The sequence below is a fragment of the Bordetella sp. genome, from assembly GCF_057362025.1.
This window is the reverse complement of sequence record NZ_JBMQQZ010000002.1, coordinates 1-24,798: the sequence shown is the minus strand read 5'-3', so window position 1 is coordinate 24,798 and position 24,798 is coordinate 1. Positions and strand designations below refer to the sequence as shown.

22 protein-coding genes are annotated in these 24,798 nt (G+C 66.7%); 8 read left to right on the top strand and 14 right to left on the bottom strand.

What is annotated here, in order from left to right; genetic code table 11:
- Positions 1-51 precede the first annotated feature (51 nt).
- Positions 52-1,032: an aldo/keto reductase gene (locus tag ACO1P8_RS00170; RefSeq protein ID WP_486293942.1), complete on the top strand. Its 981-nt coding sequence runs from the start codon at positions 52-54 to the stop codon at positions 1,030-1,032.
- Here the strand turns inward: ACO1P8_RS00170 and ACO1P8_RS00165 are convergent.
- The gene (locus tag ACO1P8_RS00165; protein WP_486293941.1) at positions 1,029-1,919 is read right to left on the bottom strand and encodes a LysR family transcriptional regulator; all 891 of its coding nucleotides are present in this window, start codon (positions 1,917-1,919) and stop codon (positions 1,029-1,031) included. The genes ACO1P8_RS00170 and ACO1P8_RS00165 overlap by 4 nt on opposite strands.
- Before the next feature lie 121 nt (positions 1,920-2,040).
- Here ACO1P8_RS00165 and ACO1P8_RS00160 point away from each other — a divergent pair, with 121 nt between their 5' ends.
- Entirely contained in the window at positions 2,041-3,039 is a 999-nt protein-coding gene (locus tag ACO1P8_RS00160) for a Bug family tripartite tricarboxylate transporter substrate binding protein (protein WP_486293940.1), read from the top strand.
- Positions 3,040-3,103: 64 nt separating this feature from the next.
- A complete protein-coding gene (locus ACO1P8_RS00155; RefSeq protein ID WP_486293939.1) occupies positions 3,104-4,405 on the top strand; it encodes an amidase in 1,302 nt (433 codons plus the stop codon).
- A 12-nt stretch (positions 4,406-4,417) separates the two neighbouring features.
- Here the strand turns inward: ACO1P8_RS00155 and ACO1P8_RS00150 are convergent, their stop codons facing one another.
- Positions 4,418-5,281 carry an NAD(P)-dependent oxidoreductase gene (locus ACO1P8_RS00150; protein ID WP_486293938.1) on the bottom strand — a complete coding sequence of 288 codons (864 nt, stop codon included), beginning with the start codon at positions 5,279-5,281 and terminating at the stop codon, positions 4,418-4,420.
- Between the two features lie 146 nt (positions 5,282-5,427).
- Here ACO1P8_RS00150 and ACO1P8_RS00145 point away from each other — a divergent pair, with 146 nt between their 5' ends.
- Positions 5,428-6,141, top strand: coding sequence for a metallophosphoesterase (locus ACO1P8_RS00145; protein ID WP_486293937.1), 714 nt, complete (start codon positions 5,428-5,430; stop codon positions 6,139-6,141).
- Positions 6,142-6,205: 64 nt separating this feature from the next.
- Here ACO1P8_RS00145 and ACO1P8_RS00140 read toward each other — a convergent pair whose 3' ends face one another.
- Entirely contained in the window at positions 6,206-8,818 is a 2,613-nt protein-coding gene (locus ACO1P8_RS00140; protein ID WP_486293936.1) for a penicillin-binding protein 1A, read from the bottom strand.
- A gap of 139 nt (positions 8,819-8,957) precedes the next feature.
- Positions 8,958-9,767, bottom strand: a complete 810-nt coding sequence (locus ACO1P8_RS00135; protein WP_486293935.1) for an AraC family transcriptional regulator — start codon at positions 9,765-9,767, stop codon at positions 8,958-8,960.
- 126 nt (positions 9,768-9,893) lie between these two features.
- Here ACO1P8_RS00135 and ACO1P8_RS00130 point away from each other — a divergent pair, with 126 nt between their 5' ends.
- A complete protein-coding gene (locus ACO1P8_RS00130; protein ID WP_486294101.1) occupies positions 9,894-11,138 on the top strand; it encodes an MFS transporter in 1,245 nt (414 codons plus the stop codon).
- 59 nt (positions 11,139-11,197) lie between these two features.
- Here ACO1P8_RS00130 and ACO1P8_RS00125 read toward each other — a convergent pair whose 3' ends face one another.
- Positions 11,198-13,099 (bottom strand): alpha/beta hydrolase family protein, encoded by a 1,902-nt coding sequence (locus ACO1P8_RS00125; RefSeq protein ID WP_486294100.1) that lies wholly within the window; start codon positions 13,097-13,099, stop codon positions 11,198-11,200.
- A 169-nt stretch (positions 13,100-13,268) separates the two neighbouring features.
- Here ACO1P8_RS00125 and ACO1P8_RS00120 point away from each other — a divergent pair, with 169 nt between their 5' ends.
- Positions 13,269-13,709 (top strand): BPTD_2524 family lipoprotein, encoded by a 441-nt coding sequence (locus tag ACO1P8_RS00120; RefSeq protein ID WP_486293934.1) that lies wholly within the window; start codon positions 13,269-13,271, stop codon positions 13,707-13,709.
- An 8-nt stretch (positions 13,710-13,717) separates the two neighbouring features.
- Here ACO1P8_RS00120 and ACO1P8_RS00115 read toward each other — a convergent pair whose 3' ends face one another.
- A complete protein-coding gene (locus ACO1P8_RS00115) occupies positions 13,718-14,158 on the bottom strand; it encodes a PaaI family thioesterase (protein ID WP_486293933.1) in 441 nt (146 codons plus the stop codon).
- 75 nt (positions 14,159-14,233) lie between these two features.
- Between ACO1P8_RS00115 and dinB the strand changes: the two genes are divergently transcribed.
- Positions 14,234-15,328 (top strand): DNA polymerase IV, encoded by a 1,095-nt coding sequence (gene dinB / locus ACO1P8_RS00110; protein WP_486293932.1) that lies wholly within the window; start codon positions 14,234-14,236, stop codon positions 15,326-15,328.
- Here the strand turns inward: dinB and ACO1P8_RS00105 are convergent.
- From ACO1P8_RS00105 to ACO1P8_RS00070, 8 genes are read right to left on the bottom strand one after another with little or no spacing between them, the layout of a single operon-like run.
- Positions 15,319-16,365, bottom strand: coding sequence for a tagatose 1,6-diphosphate aldolase (locus ACO1P8_RS00105; RefSeq protein WP_486293931.1), 1,047 nt, complete (start codon positions 16,363-16,365; stop codon positions 15,319-15,321). The two genes, dinB and ACO1P8_RS00105, sit on opposite strands and share 10 nt — an antisense overlap.
- A 2-nt stretch (positions 16,366-16,367) precedes the next feature.
- Positions 16,368-17,312: a PfkB family carbohydrate kinase gene (locus tag ACO1P8_RS00100; protein ID WP_486293930.1), complete on the bottom strand. Its 945-nt coding sequence runs from the start codon at positions 17,310-17,312 to the stop codon at positions 16,368-16,370.
- Positions 17,309-18,403, bottom strand: a complete 1,095-nt coding sequence (locus ACO1P8_RS00095) for an ABC transporter ATP-binding protein (protein ID WP_486293929.1) — start codon at positions 18,401-18,403, stop codon at positions 17,309-17,311. Before ACO1P8_RS00095 ends, ACO1P8_RS00100 begins: the two co-directional genes overlap by 4 nt.
- 6 nt (positions 18,404-18,409) lie before the next feature.
- Entirely contained in the window at positions 18,410-19,384 is a 975-nt protein-coding gene (locus ACO1P8_RS00090) for an alcohol dehydrogenase catalytic domain-containing protein (RefSeq protein ID WP_486293928.1), read from the bottom strand.
- Positions 19,385-19,441: 57 nt separating this feature from the next.
- Entirely contained in the window at positions 19,442-20,254 is an 813-nt protein-coding gene (locus tag ACO1P8_RS00085; RefSeq protein WP_486293927.1) for a carbohydrate ABC transporter permease, read from the bottom strand.
- 8 nt (positions 20,255-20,262) lie between these two features.
- On the bottom strand, positions 20,263-21,132 hold the full coding sequence (locus ACO1P8_RS00080) for a carbohydrate ABC transporter permease (RefSeq protein ID WP_486293926.1): 870 nt from the start codon (positions 21,130-21,132) through the stop codon (positions 20,263-20,265).
- Between the two features lie 4 nt (positions 21,133-21,136).
- On the bottom strand, positions 21,137-21,868 hold the full coding sequence (locus ACO1P8_RS00075) for an SDR family NAD(P)-dependent oxidoreductase (RefSeq protein ID WP_486293925.1): 732 nt from the start codon (positions 21,866-21,868) through the stop codon (positions 21,137-21,139).
- Between the two features lie 2 nt (positions 21,869-21,870).
- The gene (locus ACO1P8_RS00070) at positions 21,871-23,172 is read right to left on the bottom strand and encodes an ABC transporter substrate-binding protein (protein ID WP_486293924.1); all 1,302 of its coding nucleotides are present in this window, start codon (positions 23,170-23,172) and stop codon (positions 21,871-21,873) included.
- Between the two features lie 230 nt (positions 23,173-23,402).
- On the opposite strand from ACO1P8_RS00070, the gene ACO1P8_RS00065 reads away from it, so the two are divergent.
- Positions 23,403-24,458, top strand: coding sequence for a LacI family DNA-binding transcriptional regulator (locus tag ACO1P8_RS00065; RefSeq protein ID WP_486293923.1), 1,056 nt, complete (start codon positions 23,403-23,405; stop codon positions 24,456-24,458).
- The last annotated feature ends 340 nt before the right edge of the window (positions 24,459-24,798 follow it).

The following is a 24,798-nucleotide window of genomic DNA, read 5'->3' as shown; positions in this document are numbered from 1 at the left end:
GTGCGCCTCGCAGGTATATGCGGGTGGCGGCGCCGCGATTGGAGTGTAGCGATGGAATACGTGCGTTTGGGCAAGACCGGCCTGCAGGTGTCGCGCCTGTGCCTGGGGTGCATGACCTATGGTGTGCCGGACCGCGGCACGCATCCGTGGACGCTGGACGAAGCCGAGGCGCGCCCGCTGATCCGCCAGGCCCTGGATGCCGGCATCAACTTCTTCGACACGGCCAATAGCTATTCCGACGGTACCAGCGAGGAAATCGTCGGCCGCTCCCTGCGCGAATTCGCCGACCGCGACGATGTGGTCATCGCGACCAAGGTGTACTACCCGATGCGCAAGGGCCCCAATGGCGGAGGACTGTCGCGCAAGAACCTGATGCGGGAAATCGATGCCAGCCTGCGGCGGCTCGGCACGGATTACGTCGACCTGTACCAGATCCACCGCTGGGACGAGCACACGCCCATCGAAGAGACGCTGGAGGCGCTGCACGATATCGTCAAGGCCGGCAAGGCCCGATACATCGGGGCATCGTCGATGCATGCCTGGCAGTTCGCCAAGGCGCTGTATACCGCCGATCTGCACGGCTGGACGCGCTTCGTCAGCATGCAGAACCACTACAACCTGCTGTACCGCGAGGAAGAAAACGAGATGCTGCGGCTGTGCGCGGCCGAAGGCATCGGCGTGGTGCCATGGAGCCCGATGGCGCGCGGGCTGCTGACGCGCGATTGGGACGAGAGCACCCGGCGCACCCAGAGCGACAAGACCATGGCCCGGCTGTACGGCGATACGCACGACGCGGATCGCCGCGTGGTACAGGCGGTGGGGGAAGTGGCCGCCGGCCGCGGGGTGCCGCGCGCGCAGGTCGCGCTGGCGTGGCTCCTGCAGCGCCCGGCGGTGACTGCGCCCATCATCGGGGCATCCCGCCCGCAGCACCTGGTCGATGCGGCCGCGGCGCTGGCACTGAAGCTCTCCGCGGAGGAAACGCGCCGCCTGGAAGAGGCCTACGTTCCGCACCGCGCGGCGAATTTCGGCTAGCCGGCGCGGCCGACCTCCCGCATGATGGCCATGAACCGGTCGATGGCCGGATTGATGCCTGAAGGTTGCCGCGCCGCCAGCAATTCCGCCCGCATCGCCCCCGGGCCGCGGACGCCGACATAGGCCAGGGTGTCCGCCCGCATGCGCGAGAGCGCTGCCGGCACGAGTGCCAGGCCGAAGCCGGCCTCTACCAGGGTCAGGATGGTGGGGATCATGCTGTCCATGGTGATACGCGCCGGCTTGGCTACCGCGCCCGTCATCAATTGCTGGACCTGGCTGAAGTAGCGGGAGTTCTCCCTGGAGTAGCCGATCATGTCATGGTCCAGGACCTGGCTCATGGTGACCCAACGCTTGCGGGCCAGGGGATGGTCCTTGCGCATGGCGACCAGCATGGGCTCATCATAGACGCGCAGCGGCGCCAGATCCGGATCGGCGAAAGGTGGGCGCAGCAAGGCCAGATCCAGCAGACGCATGTGCAACGCATCCGGCATGGCGTTGGAATTCATCTCGCGCAGGTCCAGGCGCACGGTGGGGTAGCGCCGGCGGAATTCGTAAAGCACCTGCGAGAGATTCGAATAGGCCGCGCTGGGCGTCAGCCCGATGGTCAGGTGCCCCGCTTCGCCCTTGGCGGTCTGTTGCACGGCCCGCACCATTGCATCCGAATCCGCGGCGAGCAGCCGCACGCGGCGATGCAGTTCGGCGCCGGCCGCGGTCAGCCGCACAGACCGGGTGGACCTGATCAACAAACGGGTGCCCAGCGTTTCTTCCAGCTTTCGTATGCTCTGGCTCAGCGGCGGCTGGCTGATGTGCAGGCGTTGCGCGGCCCGGCCGAAGTGCAGTTCCTCGGCGACGACGGAAAAGACATGGAGCAGGCGGCTGTCCAGCATGATTATGTCGTTGAAGATATCAATCTTGAATCTATTGAGTATTAGACAACACAATACCCGCTGCCTAGAATTTTCCCGAACTATTCGCCCGCGACGCGCGGGCAGCATGCGAGGGAGATCCATGGGGAAGTCGTCAAGTCTGTTCAAATACGCGTTGGCCGCCGCCGGTGCTTTCACGTGGGCGGCAGCCGTGCCGGCCGGCGCGCAAGAGGCCTATCCGAATAAGGCCATTACATTCATCGTTCCCTACGCTGCCGGCGGCAGCTCCGACACCCGGTCGCGGCAATTGGCGCAAGGGCTCAGCGAGCGTCTGCACGTTCCCGTGGTCGTGGAGAACAAGCCCGGGGCCAGCGGCAATATCGGCACCGCGCAGCTCTCGCGCGCCAACCCCGACGGCTACACCATCGGCTTGGGCAATTTCGCGCCGCTGTCCGTGAACAAATCGCTGTACGGAAGCAACCTGGGATTCGATCCGCAGCAGGGCATCGCACCCATCGTGCTGATCGAGCGGGGCGCGATGGTGCTGGGGGTGAATAGCCGGTCGCCGTACAAGGACGCGGCCGGATTGATCCAGGCGGCGAAGGCAAACCCGGACAAATTGAACTATGCATCCACCGGCGCGGGCAGCGCATCCCACCTGGTCACCGAGCTGTTTCAGGGCAATGCGGGAATAAAGGCAACGCATGTTCCGTATCGCGGCGGCGCGCCGGCGGTAAACGATCTGATGGCGGGCAACGTGGATTTCTATCTGGAGCTGGCGAGTCTGTTCATCCCTTATGCCAAGGGCGACCAGCCCCGGTTGCGCCTGCTCGCGGTGTCGGCCGACAAGCGCCTTGCCGCACTGCCCGACGTGCCGACCTTTGGTGAGCTCGGAATACCGAATATGGTGGCGTCCAATTGGTTCGGCGTGATCGCGCCGGCGGGGACGCCCGATACGGTAATCCGTACCTTGAATGAGAACATCAATGCCGTCTTGAACGACGCCGGCTACCGGTCGGTGGTCGAATCCCAGGGCGCCGAGGTCGCCGGCGGGTCGCCCTCGGATTTCAAGGCCTTTATCGCCAGCGAGTCGGCGCGCTGGAGCAAGCTCATCGAAGACAAACACATTACCATCCAGTGATCGCGAGGCGGGCGCGGCGTATCGACGCGGCGCCCGGCTTTTGAATGTCTATCCTCTTGCCGCCATGACTCACGCTCACAATCCGGTTTGCCGCTTCCATTCCAGCCGGGCGCTGCATGCCCTGCGTGCCATCGCCGAACGGGATGGCGAAATCCAGGCCTTTGTTTGCCAGGCCGATGCCGCGTCGCTGCCCGATGGCGCCGAGGCCCATGGCGAGGGAAGCCGCAATGGCGACGCCCCGGTCAGCGATTCGAGCATCGGCGAAGACAGCGAGGGCAGCCTGCGCGGCATGCCGTTCGGTGTGAAGGACATCATCGACGTCGCCGGCATGCCGACGCGGTGCGGTGCCCGGGCGATGGATGGCGATCCCAAGGTATTCGACGCCGCTTGCGTGGCGCGGCTGCGCGAGGCCGGTGCGGTTCCGGTCGGCAAAACGGTAACGGCCGAGTTTGCCTTCACATCGCCTGGCGCCACGCGCAATCCGCACCGGCTTTCCCATACGCCGGGCGGATCCTCCAGTGGATCGGCCGCCGCGGTTGCCGCCGGCATGGTCGACATGGCGTTGGGTACGCAAACCGGCGGCTCCGTCATTCGTCCCGCCGCCTTTTGCGGCGTGATCGGCTACAAGCCCACGTTCGGACGCGTGCATCGCGCGGGCATGCAGGTGCTTTGCGAATCGCTCGATACGATAGGGTGGTTCACGCGTACCGCTGCGGAGTCGCTTTCCGTCGCCTCGGTGCTGATCGGGGCGCACGAATCGCCAGTGCCGGCACGCGCCCCGACAGTGGCGCTGTTGGGCTGCGAAACGCTGGGGCGCTTGAGCCCGGCCGCACACCATGCCTTGCGCGACTGTGTCGACCGCCTGGAGCGCCGGGGCGCGAGCATCGTGCGTCCGGCGCTGGACGACGACATCCGCGCGCTGGTCGAAGCGCACAGTGCGATCATGCGCTACGAGCTGGCACGCAGTATGTTGCCCATCGTCCGGACACGCGGGCATCTGGTCAGCGAGGCGACGCGCGATGCCGTCCGGGCCGGGTTGGCCATCGATCGCGAAACCTACGTGCGCCAGCAAGGCTTGCGCGCGCAGCTGGCGTCGCGCTGGCTCGACGAATTCGGGCAGGTCGATTTCATCGTCGCACCCAGCGCGCCGGGCGAAGCGCCGCAGGGGCTGGCGAGCACGGGGTCGTCGGTCTTCAACCGGATATGGTCGCTGTTGGGCTGGCCCTGCATCCATCTGCCCACCGCCGCCGGCGAATTCGGGCTGCCCGTGGGGGTGCAATGGATAGGGCGGCCGGATACGGACGGGGCCTTGCTGCAGTGGGCGGCGGCGCTGCACCCGCATGTGGATACGCGCACAGCCTGTTGAGGCCGGGCGGGCTTACGCCGCCGGCGGCGACCCGCATTCCCGCGCGAGAAAGGCGCCCAGGGCATCGATCTCCGCCCGGTCCGCGGCATTGTCCCGGGCCAGCCGTTCGTACAGGCGCGCCGCGCTTTCGAAGAAGCGCCGGCCGCTTTCGTCGGGCGCCAGGAATTCGGCGATTTCTTCCATTTCCGCCACCCAGCGATAGGCCTTGCCGAACATGTCCGGGACGCTGCGCGAGAAGTGCTTGAGCAAATGCGGCTGGCTATCGGCCAGTTCCTCGTACAGCGCCTGTGCGATGCCGTTGCGCGAGGCGCCCAGCATCATGGTCGATGCCAGCGCCACCAGCCCTTTGGTAATGCCGGCATAGGACATCTTCAGCGCCGAGGCGGCGCCCAGTTCGTCGGACAGCACGCGGATGCGAAGGCCGCCTTCGCGCAGGGCCGTCACGGCAGGCGCGGCCGGGCCCGAACAATACACGGCGGGACCGGGGGTGGCTGGACGCGGCGGTCCGCCGATAATGCCGCCATCCACGAATGCCGCGCCGCTATTCAATACGATGCGTGCGATCTGTTCGGCGGTACGCGGGTTGACCGCGTTGCAATCGACGTAGACGGGCGCCCGTCCATGTTCCTTGAACAGCGGCGCGAAGCGGCGGGCCAGACCGATGGCCTCGGCCGGCGGGACGATGGACAGGAAAATGTCGGCATGCGCCAATTCCACATCGGTGCGATGGTGCATGCCGCATTGGCGCGCCCGTCGCACGCTGGCCTCGCTGCGGCCGGTCAAGGATGTCAGCACCTGGAATCCGTGGCTGTCCAGCCGGTGGCCGATGGCGCTGCCCATGGCGCCGGGCGCGACGATTGCGACGCGTGGCTTCATAGCGGGTCTCCTGTGGGGGGAAATGCGCGTGAAGCGACCACTTTACACGCCCCGCCGGTAAGATGGCCGTGTCGGGATGGGCGCGCGCGCGGGATTATTGTGTTGGGATGCGCGAACCACGGCATTTCGCGGTACGGAATATGGTCATGCCTATCGACGTCGAACATTACGCCAGGAATACCGTCGGCCGGGATTGGGCCGTCGGGGACATTCATGGCCATTTTTCGCGCCTGCGTTCGGCGTTGGACACGGTGGGTTTCGATCCGGAGCGCGATCGCCTGTTCTCCGTGGGCGACCTGACCGACCGCGGGCCGGAATGCCACGAAGCGCCGCGCTGGCTGGCGCAGCCGTGGTTTCATGCCGTCCAGGGCAACCACGAGGACTACGCGGTGCGCTATGTGCGCACCGGGCTGGTGGACCCGGAAAACTGGCGTATCAACGGCGGCGGATGGTTCCTGGAGATGTCGCCGGAAGACCAGCGCACCCACTCGGAGGCCTATGCGCGCATGCCTCTGGTGATGGAGGTGGAAACGGCGGGCGGCGTGGTCGGCATCGTGCACGCGGATTGCCCGGTAAGCGACTGGGACAAACTGCCGCGCTACCTGCAGGATCGCTTCAAGCGGGCACGCGGCATCTGCCAGTGGTCGCGCGAAAGGCTGTCACGCGGCGATGCGTCGGGCGTGCGCGGCGTGCGCGCGGTCGTGGTCGGGCATACGCCGCTGCGGTCTCCCACGATACTGGGCAACGTCTACCACATCGATACGGGCGGCTGGACGAACGACGGGTATTTCACCCTGCTGGACCTGGCCAGCCTTCATACGACGCCGCGCCCGCCCATCGAGGGGGCGCCAGCCGCATAGCCGAAAGCGGCCGGACACACGGTCCGCGCGCATCGCCGCATCCGCCCGGGGCGGCACCTCTCCGCTAAGGATGTACGACCATCGCGGTGGCGGGCTGCGGGATGTCGGCGCGTGGCACGGGGATGGGCGGAATCGTGGCGGGCGAGCCGGAAGGAGCCGTGCCGAGGGCGGGGGCCGGCCGCGGCGCGCGCCCGCTATCCACCTGCGGGACCGGAATCGGCGGGAAGGCCGAATTGGACGGCGGCGGGCCGGATTGCGGGGTGCCCGAAGGCTGGCCGTCGGGCTGCGACGGGTTGTTCATCATGGGAACGCCGCCCGTGCTGCCGCGGTTCAGGAAGTCGCCCAGGGGATCGTCCGTCGGCAGGTCCAGCGACGCGACCGCCTGCCCCGGCGGGAATTCCGACAGGTAGTATTCGCCGTTGGCCGTCAGGATATTGGGTGGCATCGGGCGCCGGGGCGCCACGGGAACGCCTTTGAGGGCCGTCTGCATGTACTGCAGCCAGGCGGACAGGGTAAGGCCGGCGCCGAACTCGTTGGAGCCCAGGGACTTGGGTTGGTCGAAGCCCATCCATACGGTCGTGGCGAGGGCGGGCGTATAGCCGGAAAACCAGACGTCCACCGAGTCGTTGGTGGTGCCGGTCTTGCCCGCGATGTCATCGCGCTTGAGCACCTGATGCGCGCGCGCGGCCGTGCCGTAGGTCGCCACGCCGCGCAGCAGGTCGTCCATGATCCAGGCCACGCGCGGGTCGACCACGCGTTCGGCTTCGTCGCCGGCATGCTGGGGCTGCGCCTGCATCAGCACCTTGCCGCTGCTGTCGGTGACCTTATCGATCAGGAAAGGCACGACGCGATAGCCGCCATTCGCCCATACCGAATAGGCATTGACCACTTGCAGCGGCGTGGCCGAGCCCGCGCCCAGCGCAATGGGCAGCACCGCCGGCCAGCGGCTTTTCTCGAAGCCGAACCGTGTAAGGAATTCCTGTCCGTAAGCCGGCGTGATGGCCTGCAGGATGCGGATGGACACCATGTTCTTGGACTTGTACAGCGCCTGCCGCAAGGTGATCATCGGTTCGTAGGCGTTGCCGTCGTTTTTCGGCGCCCATGCCTTGGAACCGGTCTGTTCCGCGGTCAGCGAGAACGGCATGTCCGAGATCTGGGTGGCGGGCGTCAAGCCGCGTTCCAGGGCCGCGGAATAGATGAAGGGCTTGATGTTGGAGCCGGGTTGGCGCCATGCCTGTACCGCGCGATTGAAACTGCCGCGATAGAAGTCGAAACCGCCGATCATGGCGCGGATGGCGCCGTCCTCCGGGGCTTCCGACACCAGCGCGCCCTGCAGCGTCGGCATGTTCAGGACTTCCCAGGTGTCGCCATTCTTGTGCAGGTAGACCACCGAACCGCGCCGCAGGCGTTCGTCGCCCTTGGCCTTGGGGTTAAGGGCGCGCGCGACGATGGACAGCGCTTTCTTGTCGTCGACGGTAATGATCTCGTGCGAGCCGCGCGCCACCGTGATGGATGTCGGGCTGGCGGACAGCACGACGCCCATGTACAGATCGCCGCTGTCGGGGTATTTGTCCTGCAGGCCGTCGATCAGGTCGTCCAGTGCCTGCGGATCCTTTTCGATATCGTCGGGCAGGTCGATCTGGTCTTCGGGGCCGGGATAGCGGGCGCGCCGCGTGTAATCCAGGATGCCGGCGCGCACTGCCTGGTAGGCCGCTTCCTGGTCCTTGGAATTGATGGTCGTGTAGACGTTCAGGCCGCGCGAGTAGGTCTGGTCGCCGAATATCCCGTACATCAGCTGGCGCGTCAGTTCGGCGGGGTATTCGCCATGCACGCGGAATGCGTTGCCGCCCGTGTCGGACATCCCGCGTATGGTCAGCGGTTGCGCCATGGCCGCCTGATATTGGGCTTCGTCCAGGTAGTTCAGCGCGCGCATGCGTCCCAGCACGTAATGCTGGCGGATTTGCGCGCGCGGCAGGTTGGTGATGGGGTTGTAGCGGGACGGCGCTTTCGGTATGCCGGCCAGGATGGCGGCTTCGGCCGGCGTGACGTCGGCCAGCGGCTTGCCGAAATAGGTGCGGGCGGCGGCCGCGAAGCCATAGGCCCGATGACCCAGATAGATCTGGTTCATGTAGAGCTCCAGGATCTGGTCCTTGGTCAGCGCGGATTCGATCTTGAAGGTCAGCAGCAGTTCGTACAGCTTGCGGGTGTAGGTCTTCTCGGAAGACAGGTAGAAGTTGCGCGCCACCTGCATGGTGATCGTACTGGCACCCTGCGATTTCGACAGGCTCAGCGCGTTGGTCAGCATTGCCCGCAGGACCCCGGTCCAGTCGACGCCGCCGTGCTGGTAGAAGCGGTCGTCCTCCGCCGCCAGCACCGCGTGCTTCATGATGTCGGGGATTTCATCGAAGCGCAGCACGTTGCGGTGCTCTTCGCCGAATTCGCCGATCAGCACGTTGTCCGACGTGTAGACGCGCAGGGGGATGCGCGGCCGGTAGTCCGTCATCGCGTGCAGGTCCGGCAGGCTGGGCCAGGCCAGCGCGATCGCCAGGCACAGGGCGATCACGCCGCAGGCTCCGAGGCCGCCCACGACGATGGCGGCCTTGATGGCGAGCCGGGACAGGCTGAAGCCGGAATTGTCGCGGGGCTGGGCTTGCTTGGGTTGCGGGTGATTGGTCATTCGCGGGCGAATCTGGGGCAGAGCTGCATAGACCCGGACTCTGGGATGAAGGTTTCAACAGACATGCATTATCGCAGGCTGGCGGGTCGTACCCTTCAATGGGGGACGGGGAGCGGGCGAGGGCCGGCCCGCGCTGACGTCAACCTGAAAAAGGCCGGTCCAGATAGACGTTGGGCGCGGTACCCATCGCGCGCCGGAACATGGCGGCGAAGGCGCTCGGGCTGCGGTAGCCGAGTTCGGCGGCGATGCGCGCCACCGGCTGGCCCAGCGACAGGCGGCCGACGGCGTCGGCCAGGCGGACCTGCTGCACCCATTGCCGGAAGTTCAGGCCCAGCTCGGAGCGGAACAGGCGGATCAGCGTGCGGCCGCTGGCGCCGACTTCCTCGCCCCACTCATCCACCGTCCGCTCCAGGCCCGGTTGCGCCAGGATGGCGCGGCAGACTGCCTGCAGCCGTCGATCGGTGGGCCAGGGGATATGGATGGGCAGCACCTTGGCCTGGGCCAGCTCGGCCAGCGTCAGGTCGGCAATCTGTCCAGCGCGGCCGGACAAGGGGTATTCGATGGGCAGCGCCATCAGCGCCAGGATCAATTCGCGCAGCAGTCCGCTGACTTCGATGACGCAGCAATCCGGCCACAGGTGGCCGGCGGCATCGGCCGAGACGTATAGCGTGCGCATGGCGACCGGGCCGACCATCTCCACCTGATGTTCGATGCCCGCCGGCACCCAGAACGCGCGCTGCGGCGGCAGCGCCCACATGCCCTGCGCCGTGGTCACGCGCATCACGCCGTCCACCGCGTACAGCAGTTGCCCGCGCGGGTGGCTGTGAGGCCCGGTGGTGGTGCCGGGCGTGAATTCCTTGGCCATGGCGGTGATGGCGCGGGGCACGCCCTGATAGTCATCGACATCGATGCTGCGTCCGGGAAAGGCGGAGGAGGGATGAGCAGGCATGGAGGCAATCCGCAATGACAGTGCAGTGTCACTTATTCGACGAAGGTTGTCACTCCGGCGTATGCATGACTAATTACACTTGTGCAAGTTTATTCCGTTTTCTTCATTTTCCTTCTCGTCCTGGCCATGAACGCTCCCTTGTCCACTGCCGTGCCTGCCGCCGCTTCGGCGGCCGCGCCTGCCGCCGCATCCGATTCCACCGCCTTCAAGGTGCTCGGCGCCATCAGCGTGGCGCATTTGATGAACGACATGATCCAATCGATCCTGCTCGCCATCTATCCGATGCTGAAGGATTCGTTCTCGCTCAGTTTCAGCCAGATCGGCTTCATTACGCTTACCTACCAGATCGCCGCCTCGCTGCTGCAGCCCTGCGTGGGCCTGTATACGGATAAGCGGCCGCTGCCGTATTCCTTGCCCGTGGGCATGGGCTTCACGCTGGTGGGCCTGCTGCTGCTGTCGGTGGCGCCGTCGTATCCCTTCATCCTGCTCGCGGCGATCCTGGTGGGCACGGGTTCCTCGGTATTCCACCCCGAGTCCTCGCGCGTGGCGCGCATGGCTTCCGGCGGGCGGCATGGCCTGGCGCAGTCGCTGTTCCAGGTGGGCGGCAATGTCGGTTCGGCCATGGGCCCGCTGCTGGCGGCGCTGGTCATTATTCCCCACGGGCAGGGCAGCGTGGCGTGGTTTTCGCTGGCGGCGCTGTTCGGCATGCTGGTGCTGATCGGCGTGGGGCGCTGGTACGCGGGCAATCGCTGGCGCCTGAAGCCGAAGGCCCGCGCCGCCGCGGACCGGCCGACCCTGAGCCGGGCCCGCGTGAGCGCGACGCTGGGCGTGCTGGCCGTGTTGATATTTTCCAAGTACTTCTACCTGGCCAGTCTGAACAGCTACTTCACCTTCTACCTGATGGATAAATTCGACCTGCCGGTGCGCAGCGCGCAGCTGTATCTGTTCATCTTCCTGGCGGCGGTGGCGGTGGGCACCGTCGTGGGCGGCCCGGTCGGCGACCGCATCGGGCGCAAGGCGGTGATCTGGACGTCCATCCTGGGGGTAACCCCGTTCACGCTGGTCCTGCCGTATGCCAACCTGCTCTGGACCGGCGTGCTGGTCGCCATCATCGGCCTGGTGCTGGCGTCGGCTTTCGCGGCCATCGTGGTGTATGCGCAGGAGCTCGTGCCGGGCAAGGTGGGGACCATCGCCGGGCTGTTCTTCGGCTTCGCGTTCGGCATGGGCGGCGTGGGCGCCGCCGTGCTGGGGCATATCGCCGATGTCACCAGTATCGGCTTCGTCTACAAGCTGTGTTCCTTCCTGCCGTTCCTGGGCATGATGGCGGTCTTTCTGCCCAATATGGAGGGCACGCGGGCCGCGAAGCGGTGAGGCCGCGCGAGCGGCCCGCGGCAAGGTAAAAGCGAAGCGCGGGACCCGCGCAGCGGCACCTAGGGCTTCAGGTGCTGTACGAAGAACTTCTCCATGGCCTCGTAGAACTCGAATTTGTTCTCGTCGTTATGGAAGCCGTGCCCTTCGTTGTCTTTCACCATGTATTCGACTTCGACGCCGCGCGCCCGCAGGGCCTGCACCACCTGATCGCTTTCCGCCTTGTTCACGCGGGGATCCTTGGCGCCCTGCGCGATAAGCAGCGGCGTCTTGATGCGGTCCACATGCAAGGCCGGAGACGTCGCGGCCAGCCTGTCCTTGTCTTTCTCGGGATGGCCGACCATGTCGTACATTTTTTCCAGGAAGGGCTTCCAGTAGGGCGGAATCGTGTTCATGAACGTGAACAGGTTCGACACGCCGACGTAATCGACCGCCGCCGCGTAAAGGTCGGGCGTGAAGGTGATGCCCGCCAGGGTCGCGTAGCCGCCGTAGCTGCCGCCGTAGATGCCGATGCGTTTGGGATCCGCGATGCCTTGCGAGATCAGCCATTGCACGCCGTCGGTGATGTCGTCCTGCATCGCCAGCCCCCATTGGCCGAAGCTGGCTTCCCAGAATTTGCGCCCGTACCCGGTCGACCCGCGGAAATTGATCTGCAGCACGCCGAAGCCCCGGTTCGCCAGGAACTGCGCCTCTGCGTTATAGCCCCAGCTGTCGCGTGCCCACGGGCCGCCGTGCGGGTTCACGATGACGGGCAGGTTGCGCGCCGCGCGTCCCAGCGGCAGCGTCAGATAGCCATGCAGCGTCAGGCCGTCGCGGCTCTGGAAGCTGATCGGCTGGACCGGCGCCATGTCCGCTTCCGGCAGGGCCGGGTTGATGTCGGCCAGCTTGACCAGGGCGTCGCTTTTCAGGTCGTAGAGGTAGCGCGCACCCGGCGTGCGGTCGTTGTACGCCGCGACGACGAACTTGTCTTCATTGCGGGTTTCGCCCTGCAGCGCGAACTCGTAGCCTTGCAGGCGATCCGCCAGCTTGCCGTAGATCGCTTCGACCTGCATGTCGAAGAACTTGCGCTGCGGCTTGTCGGTTTCGTAGGTGGCGACGGTCAGCACCTTGCGGCGGCGCGAATAACCGACGCCGCCCAGGTCCGCCTTGCGCGGGTCGAATAGCATTTCTTCGGCGTCGGGCCGCGCCGGATCGATGCGGACCAGCGCGAGCGTGTCCCGCCCGCGGTTGCTCAGCGCGTACAGCTGCTTGTCGTCGAACGTGAACAGGACCGGGCTGACGTGGGTGCGGTAGTCGGTGGTGATCAGCGGCCGGAACGGCTGATCCTCGTCGTCGCGGTACAGCAGGGTGGTGTTCAGGCCGTCGCTGGTGATGGCCGCGCGCACCTTGCCGGCGTGGTCCGTCTGCCAGCCCACGACGTTGCCGGGGTTCTGCGCCACCTGCAGGGATTCGCCCGTGTGCACGTTGACGCGATAGACGTCGAATACCTGCGGGTCGCGCTGGTTGTGGCCGATCAGGATGTGCTCCGGATCGTCTTCCAGGTCGTCCTCGATGGCGGCGCGCACCTGCGGGTAGGGCGTCAGGTCGACGACCTTGCCGCTGTGCACGTTGACCGCCAGGACATGGAAGTTTTCATCGCCGCCGAAGTCCTTGGCGTACAGGATGGTGTCCGAGCCCTTCCAGACATAATTGCTGATGTCGCGCGCGGTTTCGCTGGTGAGCTTGCGTGGCTCTCCTACCGGCGTCGCGCCCTGGAGGGGCTGGACGAAGATGTTCATGCGCGGCGGCTGGCCGTCCACGCTGACCGGCCGCATGAAGGCCAGCATGTTGCCGTCGTCCGAAAGGCGGAAGAAGCCGCGGTCGGGATTGCGGAAGAAGTCTTTCAGCGGATACTGGCGCGGGGTGGCGGCCGGCGCCCCCGGGGATGCCCCGATCAGGGCTGCCGCGAGCATGGTGCGCGTCATGAATTTGAACAATGCGGTCTCCTTTTGAGTCGCCGTTTGATGCGGTCGCGCGGTGGGCGCGAGGTCCATTCGATAATGCCACGCGCTGTCGCCAGTGTCGAACCGGGACGCGGGATCGCCAGCCGGCGCGGGATTGGGGGATAATTGCGCCTCCTTGATCGGAGGATCTATGTTCAGGATATTCGCCGCGGCCGCCATGTTGGCCCTCGGCCTGGCCGGATGCACGTTCGGTATCGCGCCTGGCCGCGTATCGCCGTCCGGCGATTACAAAATCGCGGTCAACTATCAATCGGCTTACAACGTCGCCCGGGCCCAGGCGGAGCAATGCCTGACCGGCAAGTCCGCCTACCGCGTGGTCGGCAACCTGGATGCCGCGTCCCGCAAGGCGCAGGTGAAAGTGCTGGCGCCCTTTACCTCCAACGACATCGCCCTGGTCAACCTGTCGGCCATCGACGACCGGAATACCGATGTGCACATCGAGATGTGGGGCGAAGGGATCTGGAACATGGATGCCGTCATCGCGATGCGCGATGCCATCCAGTTCCAGATTCCGGCCTGCACGTCCTATATGCCCAGCGATTCGGTACCCAAGTCCAAGCCCTCGCGCTAGGCGCCGGGCTATTGCACCGCGGCGGCGGGTTTGGGCCGCACGATGCGGAATGTGCCGGACGCCTTGCAGACCACGTCGCCATGGGCGTTGCGGATCTCGCCTTCGCAGAAAGCGATGGAGCGGCCGCGCTTCAGGCAACGCGCCTCGATGACCAGGTCGCCGTTGGCGGGCGCGAAGAAGCTGGTGGTCATGTCTATGGTGGCCATGCTGACGCCGGCGTCCATGTCGGCGCGGGCGGAGGCGCTCAGGGTGAAGTCCAGGACGCTCATCAGCGTGCCGCCGTGCACGTCGCCGCGGCTATTGGTAAGCTGCACCCGCCAGGGCAGGCGGGTCCGCGCCAGGCCGGGTTCGATGTGGTCCGGGACCAGGCCCAGGTAGTCCATCAGCGGGATATGGGCGCCGAAGTAATCGGTTGCGGCCGGCGGGGTATCGTGGTGCATCGTGTCCATGTGCGATCGGGGTGGAGCGGGCGCCAGGGGCTTTTCAGGATATGACGGGCGGCGGATGCCGCGTTGACCATCACCATGCGCAAAATCGTACACATCGACATGGACGCGTTCTATGCGTCGGTCGAGCAGCGCGACGATCCCGCGCTGCGGGGCCTGCCTGTCGTGGTCGCCTGGAAGGGGCCGCGCTCGGTGGTGTGCGCGGCATCGTACGAGGCGCGCCGGTACGGTGTGCATTCGGCGATGTCGGTGGCGCGGGCCCTGCGTCTTTGCCCGCAGGCCATCTACGTCGCGCCGGATTTTACGCGGTATCGCGAAGTGTCGCGGCAGGTGCGCCAGATCTTCGTCCGCCACACGGACGTCGTCGAGCCGCTGTCGCTGGACGAAGCCTACCTGGATGTCACGTCCAACAAGACGGCGCTGCCGTCGGCGACCGAGGTCGCGCAGACCATCCGGCGGCAGATTCGAGAAGAGACCGGCCTGACGGCCTCGGCTGGCGTGGCGCCCAATAAATTTTTGGCCAAGATCGCGTCGGACTGGAACAAGCCGGACGGCATTTTCGTGGTGCGGCCGCGCGACGTCATGGCCTTCCTGCGTCCCTTGCCGGTACGCAAGGTGCCCGGCGTGGGCAAAGTGACGCAGGCCAGGCTGGAGGAACTGGGCATCCTGACGGTGGGCGACCTGGAGCTGCGCTCGGTGGACGAGCTGGAGCACCACTTCGGGCGCTATGGAAGACGCCTGCACGAATTGGCGCACGGCATCGACGATCGTGCCGTGGAGGCGGACCAGGTGGCGCAGCAGGTCAGCGCCGAGACCACCTTCGAGACGGATCTGCGGCTGGACGAGCTGGGCGACGCCATCGGCCGGCTGGCCGAGCGGGTATGGGAGCAGGCCTCGCGCAAACGCGGCATTGGCCGCACCATTACGCTGAAGCTGAAGACCGACCGCTTCCGCTTGTTGACGCGCAGCCATACGCTGGCCTCCGCGCCCGGTTCGGCGGCGGCGCTGGCCGAAGTGGCGCGGCGGTTGCGCGGCCGGGTCGATCTGCCGGCCGGCACACGCTATCGGCTGGTGGGGGTGGGGATGAGCAACTTCCCGGATGGAGAGGACTTCCTGCGGCAGGTGGAGCTGTTCGGCGCCGAACCCGCCGCGCAAGACGGTCTTCAGGCATAGGCGGCGCAGAATTCCCCTTCGGCCGAGATACCGGTAAGCGACGCGTAGTCGGGCGTCCAGGGACGACCGCTGCGGACGGTCAGCGCGCCCAGTTCGCGCAAGGTCGCCTGCCCCTGTTCCCGCAGCCCGGCATCGCAGCGCGCCAGGTCCGGGAAGCTTTGCAGGGCCTCGCCCCAGATGGCGCGTCCGGCCAGGAACCCATTCGCGCCGGCGGCATAGGCGTATTCCATGACGCGCACGAATTGGGCGCCCGTCACGCCCGCCGACAGCATGACCCAGGGGATGGCGGCCTGCGCGCAGATGTCGCCCATGCGGTCGAACCACGCCTGCGCGGCCAGATGGCCCGCGCCGCCGTCGCGCGCCGGCAGGCCGGCGCCGGGAAGCGGGCTTTCCAGCTTGAACAGGTCCACGCCATAGCGGGGGTCGGCGAACTCACGCACGCTTTCGATGACCAGCTCGGGCAGCTTTTCGGCGGCTTCCACGTAGTCGGTGGTGTGCCCCGCGCTGCGCGCAAAGGGGTAGACCAGCAGTTCCAGCACCAGGGGGATGTCCCATTTGCGGCATTCCCGGCCGATTTCCTCGACGTACCGCTGCTGGTGCGACCGCACCTCGGGCGCGGCATCGGGGCGGTACCAGGCCAGCACCTTGACGCCATCGCCGCCGACGCGCTTGATTTTTTCCACGCTCCAGTCGCGGATCGAATGCGATAGGCGCCCGCCGGGCGTGTCCTGGAAACGATGGTCCTCCAGCGTCACAACCAGGCCGGTGTGTGCCGGCAGGCAGGGCAGGGCTGCGGGAAAGGCGTAGTTCGGATCGAACAGCATGGCGCTGGCATGGCTGCCCAGCGTACTCACCAGCAGCCGCTTGATATCGATGACGTCGGTATAGGCGACCTCCTGCGGCGCGATGCCGCGCCGGGCTGCCACCAGGTTGATGATGGGCGGGCGCTGGTCCAGCGCCACCATGGCGAAGTGGCCGTCAGGCGTCGCCATGCGGCGCAGGCCCCAGGTTTTGCCCAGGTGCAGTTCGGCAGGCATGTTTACTCCTTGGATCGATGTAGGAAGGCCCAGGCGGTGGCCAGGTCGGGGGCTCCCGACCTGCCGCCGCGGTACAGGCATTTGCATGCGGCGACGGCCGCGGAGAAGCGGAATGCGTCTTCCGCCGGCCAGCGCAGGCCCAGCGCATAAGCGAGAGCGCCGTGGAAGACATCGCCCGCGCCGGTGGTATCCACGGCTTGCACCGGGAAAGCCGGCAGGTGGCGTGGGCCTTCGCCGGCATCCCAGGCGAGTCCTCGCTCGCCCAGGGTGACGGCGGCGACGCGGCAGCCGCGCGCGCGGGCGTATGCCAGGCGGGCGCCAAGATCGTCGCCAGCCCGCGCGTATCCCGCCAGCCCGGGTTCGGAGAACACCGCGTAATCGGTCAGCGGCAGCAGGCGGTCGAAGACGGCGGCCTCCGCGATGTCGCCGTCCAGTACGCTGGGTACGCCGTGGACGCGCGCCCGCTCGAACAGCGCGGCTGCGCCGTCCGGCCAGCGCGGATCGGCCAGCACGGCATCCATGCCGGCGACCTCGTCCAGCGGCAGCCAGGAAGCGTCCTCGGGCAGGTTCTCGCCGCGGAAGTTGACGATGGTGCGTTCGCCGGAGGCCTCGACGACGATGCCGGAGACCGACGAACGCGCGCCGTCGAAGAGGCGAAACCCGCTGACGTCGATGCCCTGCGACGCCAGTTCGCGCTGCATCGCGCGGCCCGCCATATCGTCGCCGGCCCGGCCCAGGAAGCGCACGCGCGCGCCCAGCCGTGCCGCCGCCACGGCGGCGTTGGCGGCCATGCCGCCGCCGCCTTCGTGATGTTCCGCCGCGCGCGCCTTGCCTCCCGGCACCAGGCGCTCTACCACCCAGGTCAGGTCGAAGGCCGACAAGCCCAGGCAGGCCAGCGCGGGCGGACGAATATTGGCCGGATCGCCGGGCATGGCGAAGGCGGTCATTGCGCGGACTCCGCCGTGCGCGCGTTGCGTCCCTCGGGGCCGTGGAAAAAGTGCGCGCAATCCGGCCGGAAGCCGAGATGCAGCGTATCGCCCGGGCGCACGCGAAGCTGGGGATCCACGCGGATGACGTGCCGGCCGTCGCAGCCGTCGAAATGCACCAGCGTATCGGCGCCCAGGGGTTCGACCACGCAAACCTCCACGCGCAGGCTGGCCGTGCCTTCGGGGACGACCTGCAGATGCTCGGGCCGCAACCCCATGGTGGCCCGGCGGACCTGCGCCGCGCGCAGCGTTGCAAGGGTGGGAGCAGGCAGCGCGATGCGGGCGCCGTCGCCCAGCACGATCCCTTCGTTGTCCACGGTCACGTCGAAAAAATTCATGGCGGGAGAACCGATGAAGCCGGCGACGAACTGGTTCACGGGATGGGCGTAGACCTCTTCAGGCGTGCCGATCTGCTGGATGACGCCAGCTTTCAGGACGACGATGCGGTCGGCCATGGTCATGGCCTCTACCTGGTCGTGCGTGACGAAGACCATGGTGGTCCGCAGCGTCTGCGCCAACGCCTTGATCTCGGTGCGGACTTCCCCGCGCAGCTTGGCGTCCAGATTGGACAGCGGTTCGTCGAACAGGAAGACCTTGGGGTCGCGCACCATGGCGCGGCCCATCGCCACCCGCTGGCGCTGGCCGCCCGAAAGATCGCGGGGCTTGCGGTCCAGGTAATCCTGGATGCGCAGCGTCGCTGCCGCGCGCTGCACGCGGCGCGCGATCTCGTCGCGGGCCAGGCCGCGCATTTCCAGGCTGAAGGCCATGTTCTGCCGCACCGTCATATGGGGGTAGAGCGCGTAGTCCTGGAACACCATGCTGATGTCCCGCTGCGCCGGAGGCACATCGTTGACGCAACGCTCGCCGATGTGGACCTGGCCGGCGTCGATGTTTTCCAGGCCGGCGATGATGCGCAGCAGGGTCGACTTGCCGCAGCCCGACGGGCCGACGAAGACCATGAACTCGCGATCGCGCACCTCCAGGTCCAGTGCCGGTATCACGGTATTGCCGCCATACTTCTTGACGAGTCCGCTCAAGCGTATCGATGCCATGACGCCTCACGCGAAGGAGAGCAGGGGTTTGACCAGTTCGCCGGCAACGAAGCGGCCGAACATGTCGGGCAGGCGATCCAGGCCGAACTGCGCGTCCACCAGACGCCGGTAGCGCGCCTTTTCCTTGCGCAGCAGCTCGACGTTCAGGGGAAAGTCGGATACCGGGAAGTAGAAGGTGCGGACCATGTAGAAGTCCTTGCGCCGGATGGCCTTGTTTTCCTGCACCGGCCAGGGATGGTCGTTTTCGCCTATCAGGATCAGGACCCCGCGCGGCAGGACGATTTCCATGCCGCGGCTGCGGGCCGCGTGCGCGCCGCTGCATTCGACGATCAGCTTGAAGCGCATGGTGTCATCGTCCATGGGCCGGCGGCGGGCGCCGAAGGATTCCGCCAGCCGCAGGCGTTCTTCCTTGGGGTCGGACACATAGATGTCGTCATAGCCCATGTTCTGCAGCGCGACCAGCGCGCCCATGCCCACCGGACCGGCGCCGGTGACGAGCACCCGTCCGGTGTCGCCGGGGGGCACCAGCGGCTGGACGAAACGGATGCCGTGCGCGGCCGTGCCTATCGTGTCCAGCAGCAGCGGCGCCAGGTCGTCTTCGATATCGTCCGGCACGGGCAGCAGGCAACGCTGCGGGACGGCCAGGTATTCCGCGTAGCCGCCAGGCCGGTTCCAGCCGACCAGTACCGATTCGTTCAGGCACATCTGCGTGTCGCCGCGCAGGCAGCTCTCGCAGTGGCCGCAATGCACGGGGATATAGACCAGGCAGCGGCGGCCGTGCATGGGATGGCCGGGCTGTTCGACCACGCCGAAGATCTCGTGGCCTGGCGTATATGCAGCGCCCTTGATCCACAGCTTGGTATCGGAGCCGCACAGGGCCGTGCGGCGGACCTTCAGCAGGACTTCGCCGGGGGCCGGCTCGGGCCTTTCGACATCCTCGATGGTGACCCGGCGGTCCCCATGGAATACGGCTGCTTTCATGCAAGACTCCTTTCCGATGCGAATGCGGCACGGCTTCACGCCGTTTGCCGATGTGTCCTAGCCCTTCACCGCGCCCAGCGCCAGCCCGCCGACCAGGCGGCGCTGCACGGCGAAGGCCAGCAGCAGGGGCGGCAAGGCGATCAGGGTGGCCGCGGCCATCAGGCCGCCCCAATTGGTCGAGCCTTCGCCGATGAAGTTGAACGAGGCGGCGATCAGCGTCTTGGTGTCGCCGTCAGACAGCACGAGCGCGAACAGGAAGTAATTCCAGGAGAAGACGAATGCCAGGATGGCGGCGACGGTCAGGCCGGGCATGACGAGCGGCAAGGCGATGCGCCACAGCGTGCGCAGTACGCCGCAGCCGTCGACCTGCGCGCTTTCCAGCACGCTGCGTGGAATGGCGTCGAAGAAGGGCAGCAGCACCCAGATCACGATCGGCATCGTGATGACGGCATGGGTGAGAATCAGCGCGGTGTACGAACCGATCAGGCCGAAATGGCGGAACATCACATACCAGGGCAGCAGAAACAGCGTCCCCGGCGCCATCCGGGCCATCAGCGTAATCGTCGCCGGCCAGGTGATGCGGGTCCACGACGCGGCGAAGGCCGCCGGCACGCCCAGGACGATGCCGATCAGGGTCGATCCGACGGTGACGACCACGCTGTTCCAGGTGTATTGGGCGAACGGCGTGGTCTGGAAAAGCTGGCGATAGTTGTCCAGCGTGGGCACGAAGCGCAAGGCGGGCGGATAGGCGATGACGTCCGCCGGCCCCTTGAACGAGGCGGCAACCATCCACGCCACCGGGGCCAGGATGACGATGGCCACCACGGCCAATTGCACGGCGTTCAAACGATGCAGCAGTCGGTCGTGCATGGGGGCTCCTACCAGGCGGTGCGCTGGCGCGCGCGTACCAGGACGATGACGGCCATCAGGACGATGGTCGACAGGGTGACCATCAGCGCGCTGGCATACCCCATCTCGAAGAATTCGAAGCCTTTGCGGAAGCCGTAGATGTTCAGTGTGTTGGAGGCATTGCCGGGGCCGCCCTGGGTCGTGATGTAGATGATGTCGAAGAACCGCAGCAGGTCGACGCTGCGCAGGATGGCGGCGGTCACCAGCGTGGGCATCAGCAGCGGCAACGTGATGCGGAAGAAGATGCGCGCGCGCGATGCCCCGTCGATCTGCGCGGCCTCGTAGACCTTGGGCGGCAGCGCCTGCAGGCCGCCCAGCACGATGAGGGCCACGTAGGGCGTCCATTGCCAGGTGTCGATCAGCGCGACGGTCGGGATCACCCAGGTCGGCGACGCCAGCCATTCCGAAGGCGGCAAGCCCGCCTGCTGCAGCATCCAGTTGGCCACGCCGATGGCGGGGTCCAGCACCACCACGAACATCATGCCCACCACCACCGGCGGCAGAACGAATGGCGAGATCAGCAGCGTGCGCATGATGCCGGACAGCCGGCGGCTGCCATGCAGCAACATGGCCATATAGGTGCCCAGCACCAATTGCAGCACCAGCGACAACAGGTACAGGCCGAGTGTGATCTTCAGGCCGTGCCAGAATTCCGCGTCGCGCACCATTTGGACGTAGTTGTGGCCGCCGATGAAGTGCATGCCCCCGCCGGTGCTGAATTGATTCAGGCTGAGCCACAGCGTATAGCCGAAGGGGAAGGCGATCAGCAGCAGGGTGAAGCCCAGTGCGGGCGCGGACAGCGCCGCGAGCTTGCCCTTGGTTCCAATGGTGCGCGTCATATTCCTATCCCGCCAGGAAGCCGCCGTCGATGGGCAGCACGGTGCCCGTGATGTAGCGCGCCGCGCGCGATGCCAGGAAAAGCGCACCGCCGGCGATGTCGTCCGGCTGCGCCCAGCGGCCTTGCGGAATGCGGTCCCGTATGCGGGTGTAGTGGGCGGGATCGCGCCGGCCCTCCGCGTTCAGGGCGGTTTCCACATAGCCCGGGGCGACGGCGTTCACGCGCACGCCGTCGCCCGCCCAGGCCAGCGCCAGGGATTTCGTCAGCATGACCACCGCGCCCTTGCTGGCGCAGTAGGCCGGGATCAAAGGGAGTGCCGCATAGGCATTCATCGATGCGGTGTTGATGATGCCGGGGCCGCGCCTGCTGGCCGCAAGCAGCGGCTTGCAGGCGGCGCACAGGCGGTATGTGCCGGTCAGGTTGACGTCTATCACGCGCTGGAAGGTTTCGATCTCGAATTCCTTGCCGCGCGCGAGGATCCCCGCGCAGTTGACCAGCGTGTCCAGGCGGTCCAGGTTCGCGGCGAAGCGCGCGACGGCGTCGTCGTCCGTGACGTCCAGCGTCGCCAGCGTCAGGCCCGCGCGCGGCGGCAGGGCGCAGGCATCCACGGCCGACTGGTCCACCCCCGTCGCGATGACCTCGCAGCCCCGGTCCAGGAATGCACGCGCCATGGCCGAGCCGATGTCACCGGCGCCGCCCACGATCAGGACGCGGTGGCCGAGTTCGAAGTCGAACATCCTTATTCCTTGGCGATCAGGGCGTTCAATGCCGTGTCGGCATCGGCGCAGGCCTTGTCCGCGGGTTTGGTGCCCAGCAGGACATCGTCCACGGCCTGCCCCACGAATTCCCGCGATGCCGGATTGGCGACGATGGGGTAACCCACCTCCGCGGTGCCGGTGCGGCTGATCTGATCCAACGCCGCGACCCATTGCTGGCGTACCGGCTTCTGTCCCGCCCAGGCCTTGAATTGCGCATCCTGCAGGGCCGATACGCGCGGCGGCGCGATGCCTTCCAGCGCCAGCCGCTTCTGCATCGCCGGGCTGCTGGCCCACTGCAGAAAGGCCCAGGCGGCGTCCTTGTTCTTGCTGTAGGCCGAGATGGACATGGTCCAGCCGATCATCGTGGGATGCGAGCCGCCCGCGCCGGCGGGCAGGACCGCGACGCCGGTATCGGATTCGCGCGCGCCTCCCTGCAGGATGGTGCTGAGTTCATTGGACGACTCGAAGGCCATGGCCGCGCGGCCCGCCTTGTACAGCGAGGAAATCTGGTAGAAGTTGTAGTTCACGACCCCGGGCGGCCCATAGTCCTTCAGCAGTCCCGCGTACAGTCCCATCGCGGCCAGCCCGGCCGGCGAGCACAGGGCCGATTTGCCGTCGCGCATGTATTCGCCGCCCATGTTGTGGAGGAAGACGCTATAGGTGAATGGCAACGCCGGTTTTTGTCCGCGCGAGACGAAGGGCGTGATGTCCGGTTCGCATTGCTTGATGCGGTTCGCGACGGCGGGCAGGTCCTTCAGGTTCGCCGGCAGGGAGACGCCGCATTTTTTGAAGATGTCCGCGCGGTAGTACAGGACGGGTCCTTCCAGGTTCAGCGGTATGCCCGTGAGTTTGCCGTCCACGGTGGCATCCTTGATGAGGCCCGAGCTGAAATCCTGGAAGTCGTAGTCCGGCGCCACGGCGTTCCTGACATAGGGCGTCAGGTCGGCATACCAGCCTGCGCGGGCGAATTGCAGCCCCTCGCGCGAGGGCAGCGACATGAAGACATCGACCTCGCTGCTATGGGCATTCATGGTGGTGACCAGGCGCTGGCGCATCTGCTGCTCCTGGTAGGCGTCCACCTTGAGCTCGATACCCGTGAGCTTCTCGAATTCGGCCTTGTGCTTGATGAGCGCGTTGGCGACCGGGTTGTTGTTCGCCAGGAAGTTGATGCGTGCGCCCTGGTGCGCGCGGACGTCGTATGCCTGGGCTGCCGCCCACGGCGATGCGGTCAGCGCCAATGCGCAGGAAATGCCGGCGGCGAGCGCCCGAATAGGGAAGTGCATGCCTCTGTCTCCTCGGTCAGGTCATGGCGCAGACGGTGCGAGCCGTTGCGCCGATGCCTTGGTATGTAACCGTTTTCATGAGTATGGGTGCGCTGCGGACGTCATGTCAATACCGCTTTTCCCCTTGTTAGCCGCGTTTTACCGGTGCTTACGAATGCGCACGCGGTTCGCCTTCTGGTAAAGTGCCGCGAAGGCATTCTTCCAATAAGCCGCATTATGAAAACTGTTTCATGAAAATCGATCGAGCGGTCGGGATACGGGAGGTGGCCAGGCTTGCGGGCGTGTCCACCGCGTCCATTTCGCGGGCGCTGAACAACCCGGCCAGCGTCAGTGCGGAGCTGCGCGCCCGCATCGATGCCGCCATCGAAGCACTGGGCTATATCCCCGACGCGGCGGCGCGCGCCCTGGCGTCGCGCCGCACGCGCACGATAGGCGCGATTATTCCGACGGTGGACAACGCGATGTTCGCGCGGGGCATCGAGGCTCTGCAGCGCTACCTGTCGTCGCAGAACTATCTTTTGCTGCTCGCGACCAGCGGCTACGACCCGGAGGTGGAGCAGCAGCAGGCGCAGAATATGATCAGCCGCGGGATCGACGGCCTGATCCTGCGCGGCGATGTCCACACGCCGGGGCTGCGGCGGTTGCTGGAAATGCAGCGCATTTCCTTTGTGAATGTGGGGGTGTACCACCCCGGCAAACCGTATGCGTCGGTGGGCGCGGACAACGAAGATGCGGCGCGACGCGCCTGCGAGTACCTGATCGGCCTGGGCCATACGCAGATCGGGGTTGTGGCGGCGCTGGCGCGGCATAACGATCGCGCTTCGGCGCGCGTGCAGGGGATACGGCGGGCACTGGAGGCGGCCGGACTGGCGCTGCGTCCGGAGTGGTATATCGAGGTGCCGTACAAGCTGGACGATGCGCGCCAGGCGGCGCGCGCGCTGCTGGCGAGGGCGCCGCATCCGACGGCGGTGATTTGCGGCAATGACGTGCTGGCCTATGGGGTGTTGCTGGAGGCGGAACGCCAGGGGTTGCGGTTGCCGCGCGATCTTTCCGTGATGGGTTTCGACGATTTGGAGTGGAGCCGGCACTTGCGGCCCAGCCTGACGACGATGCATCTTCCGACAGACGAGGTGTGGACGCGGGCGGGAGAGTTCCTGGTGCGTACGTTGGCGGGGGAGAATCCCCCCTTGCATCATGAGGTGGACGCGACGCTGGTGGTGCGCGAGTCGACCGGAAAGGCACCGAAGGAGGCTTCAGGACGATCCGTCAACGCGCCGAAGCGCTGAGTCGGCGAAGTTGGCGGGGCCCGCGCTGGTCGGTTTGGAGCGCGGGTCTGTTTGCTGGGGCCGTCCGGCGGGGGTGGTGCGTGCCGGCGCCGGCCCGATCGGGCGGTCCGGGGCCGCCGCCCCGGACTGCGACATCGCTCGTCTCGTTCGGCGGCCGTTCACTGCAAGTTTTCTTCCGGAGGGCGTCCGCGGCACGCCTGCCTTCGACTTCCGCTCGTCCGCCCTCAACGGGCCGGCGCCGGCACGCACCACCCCCGCTGGACGGCCCCAGCAAACAGACCCGCGCTCCAAACCGACCAGCGCGGGCCCCGCCCACTTCGCCGACTCAGCGCTTCGGCGC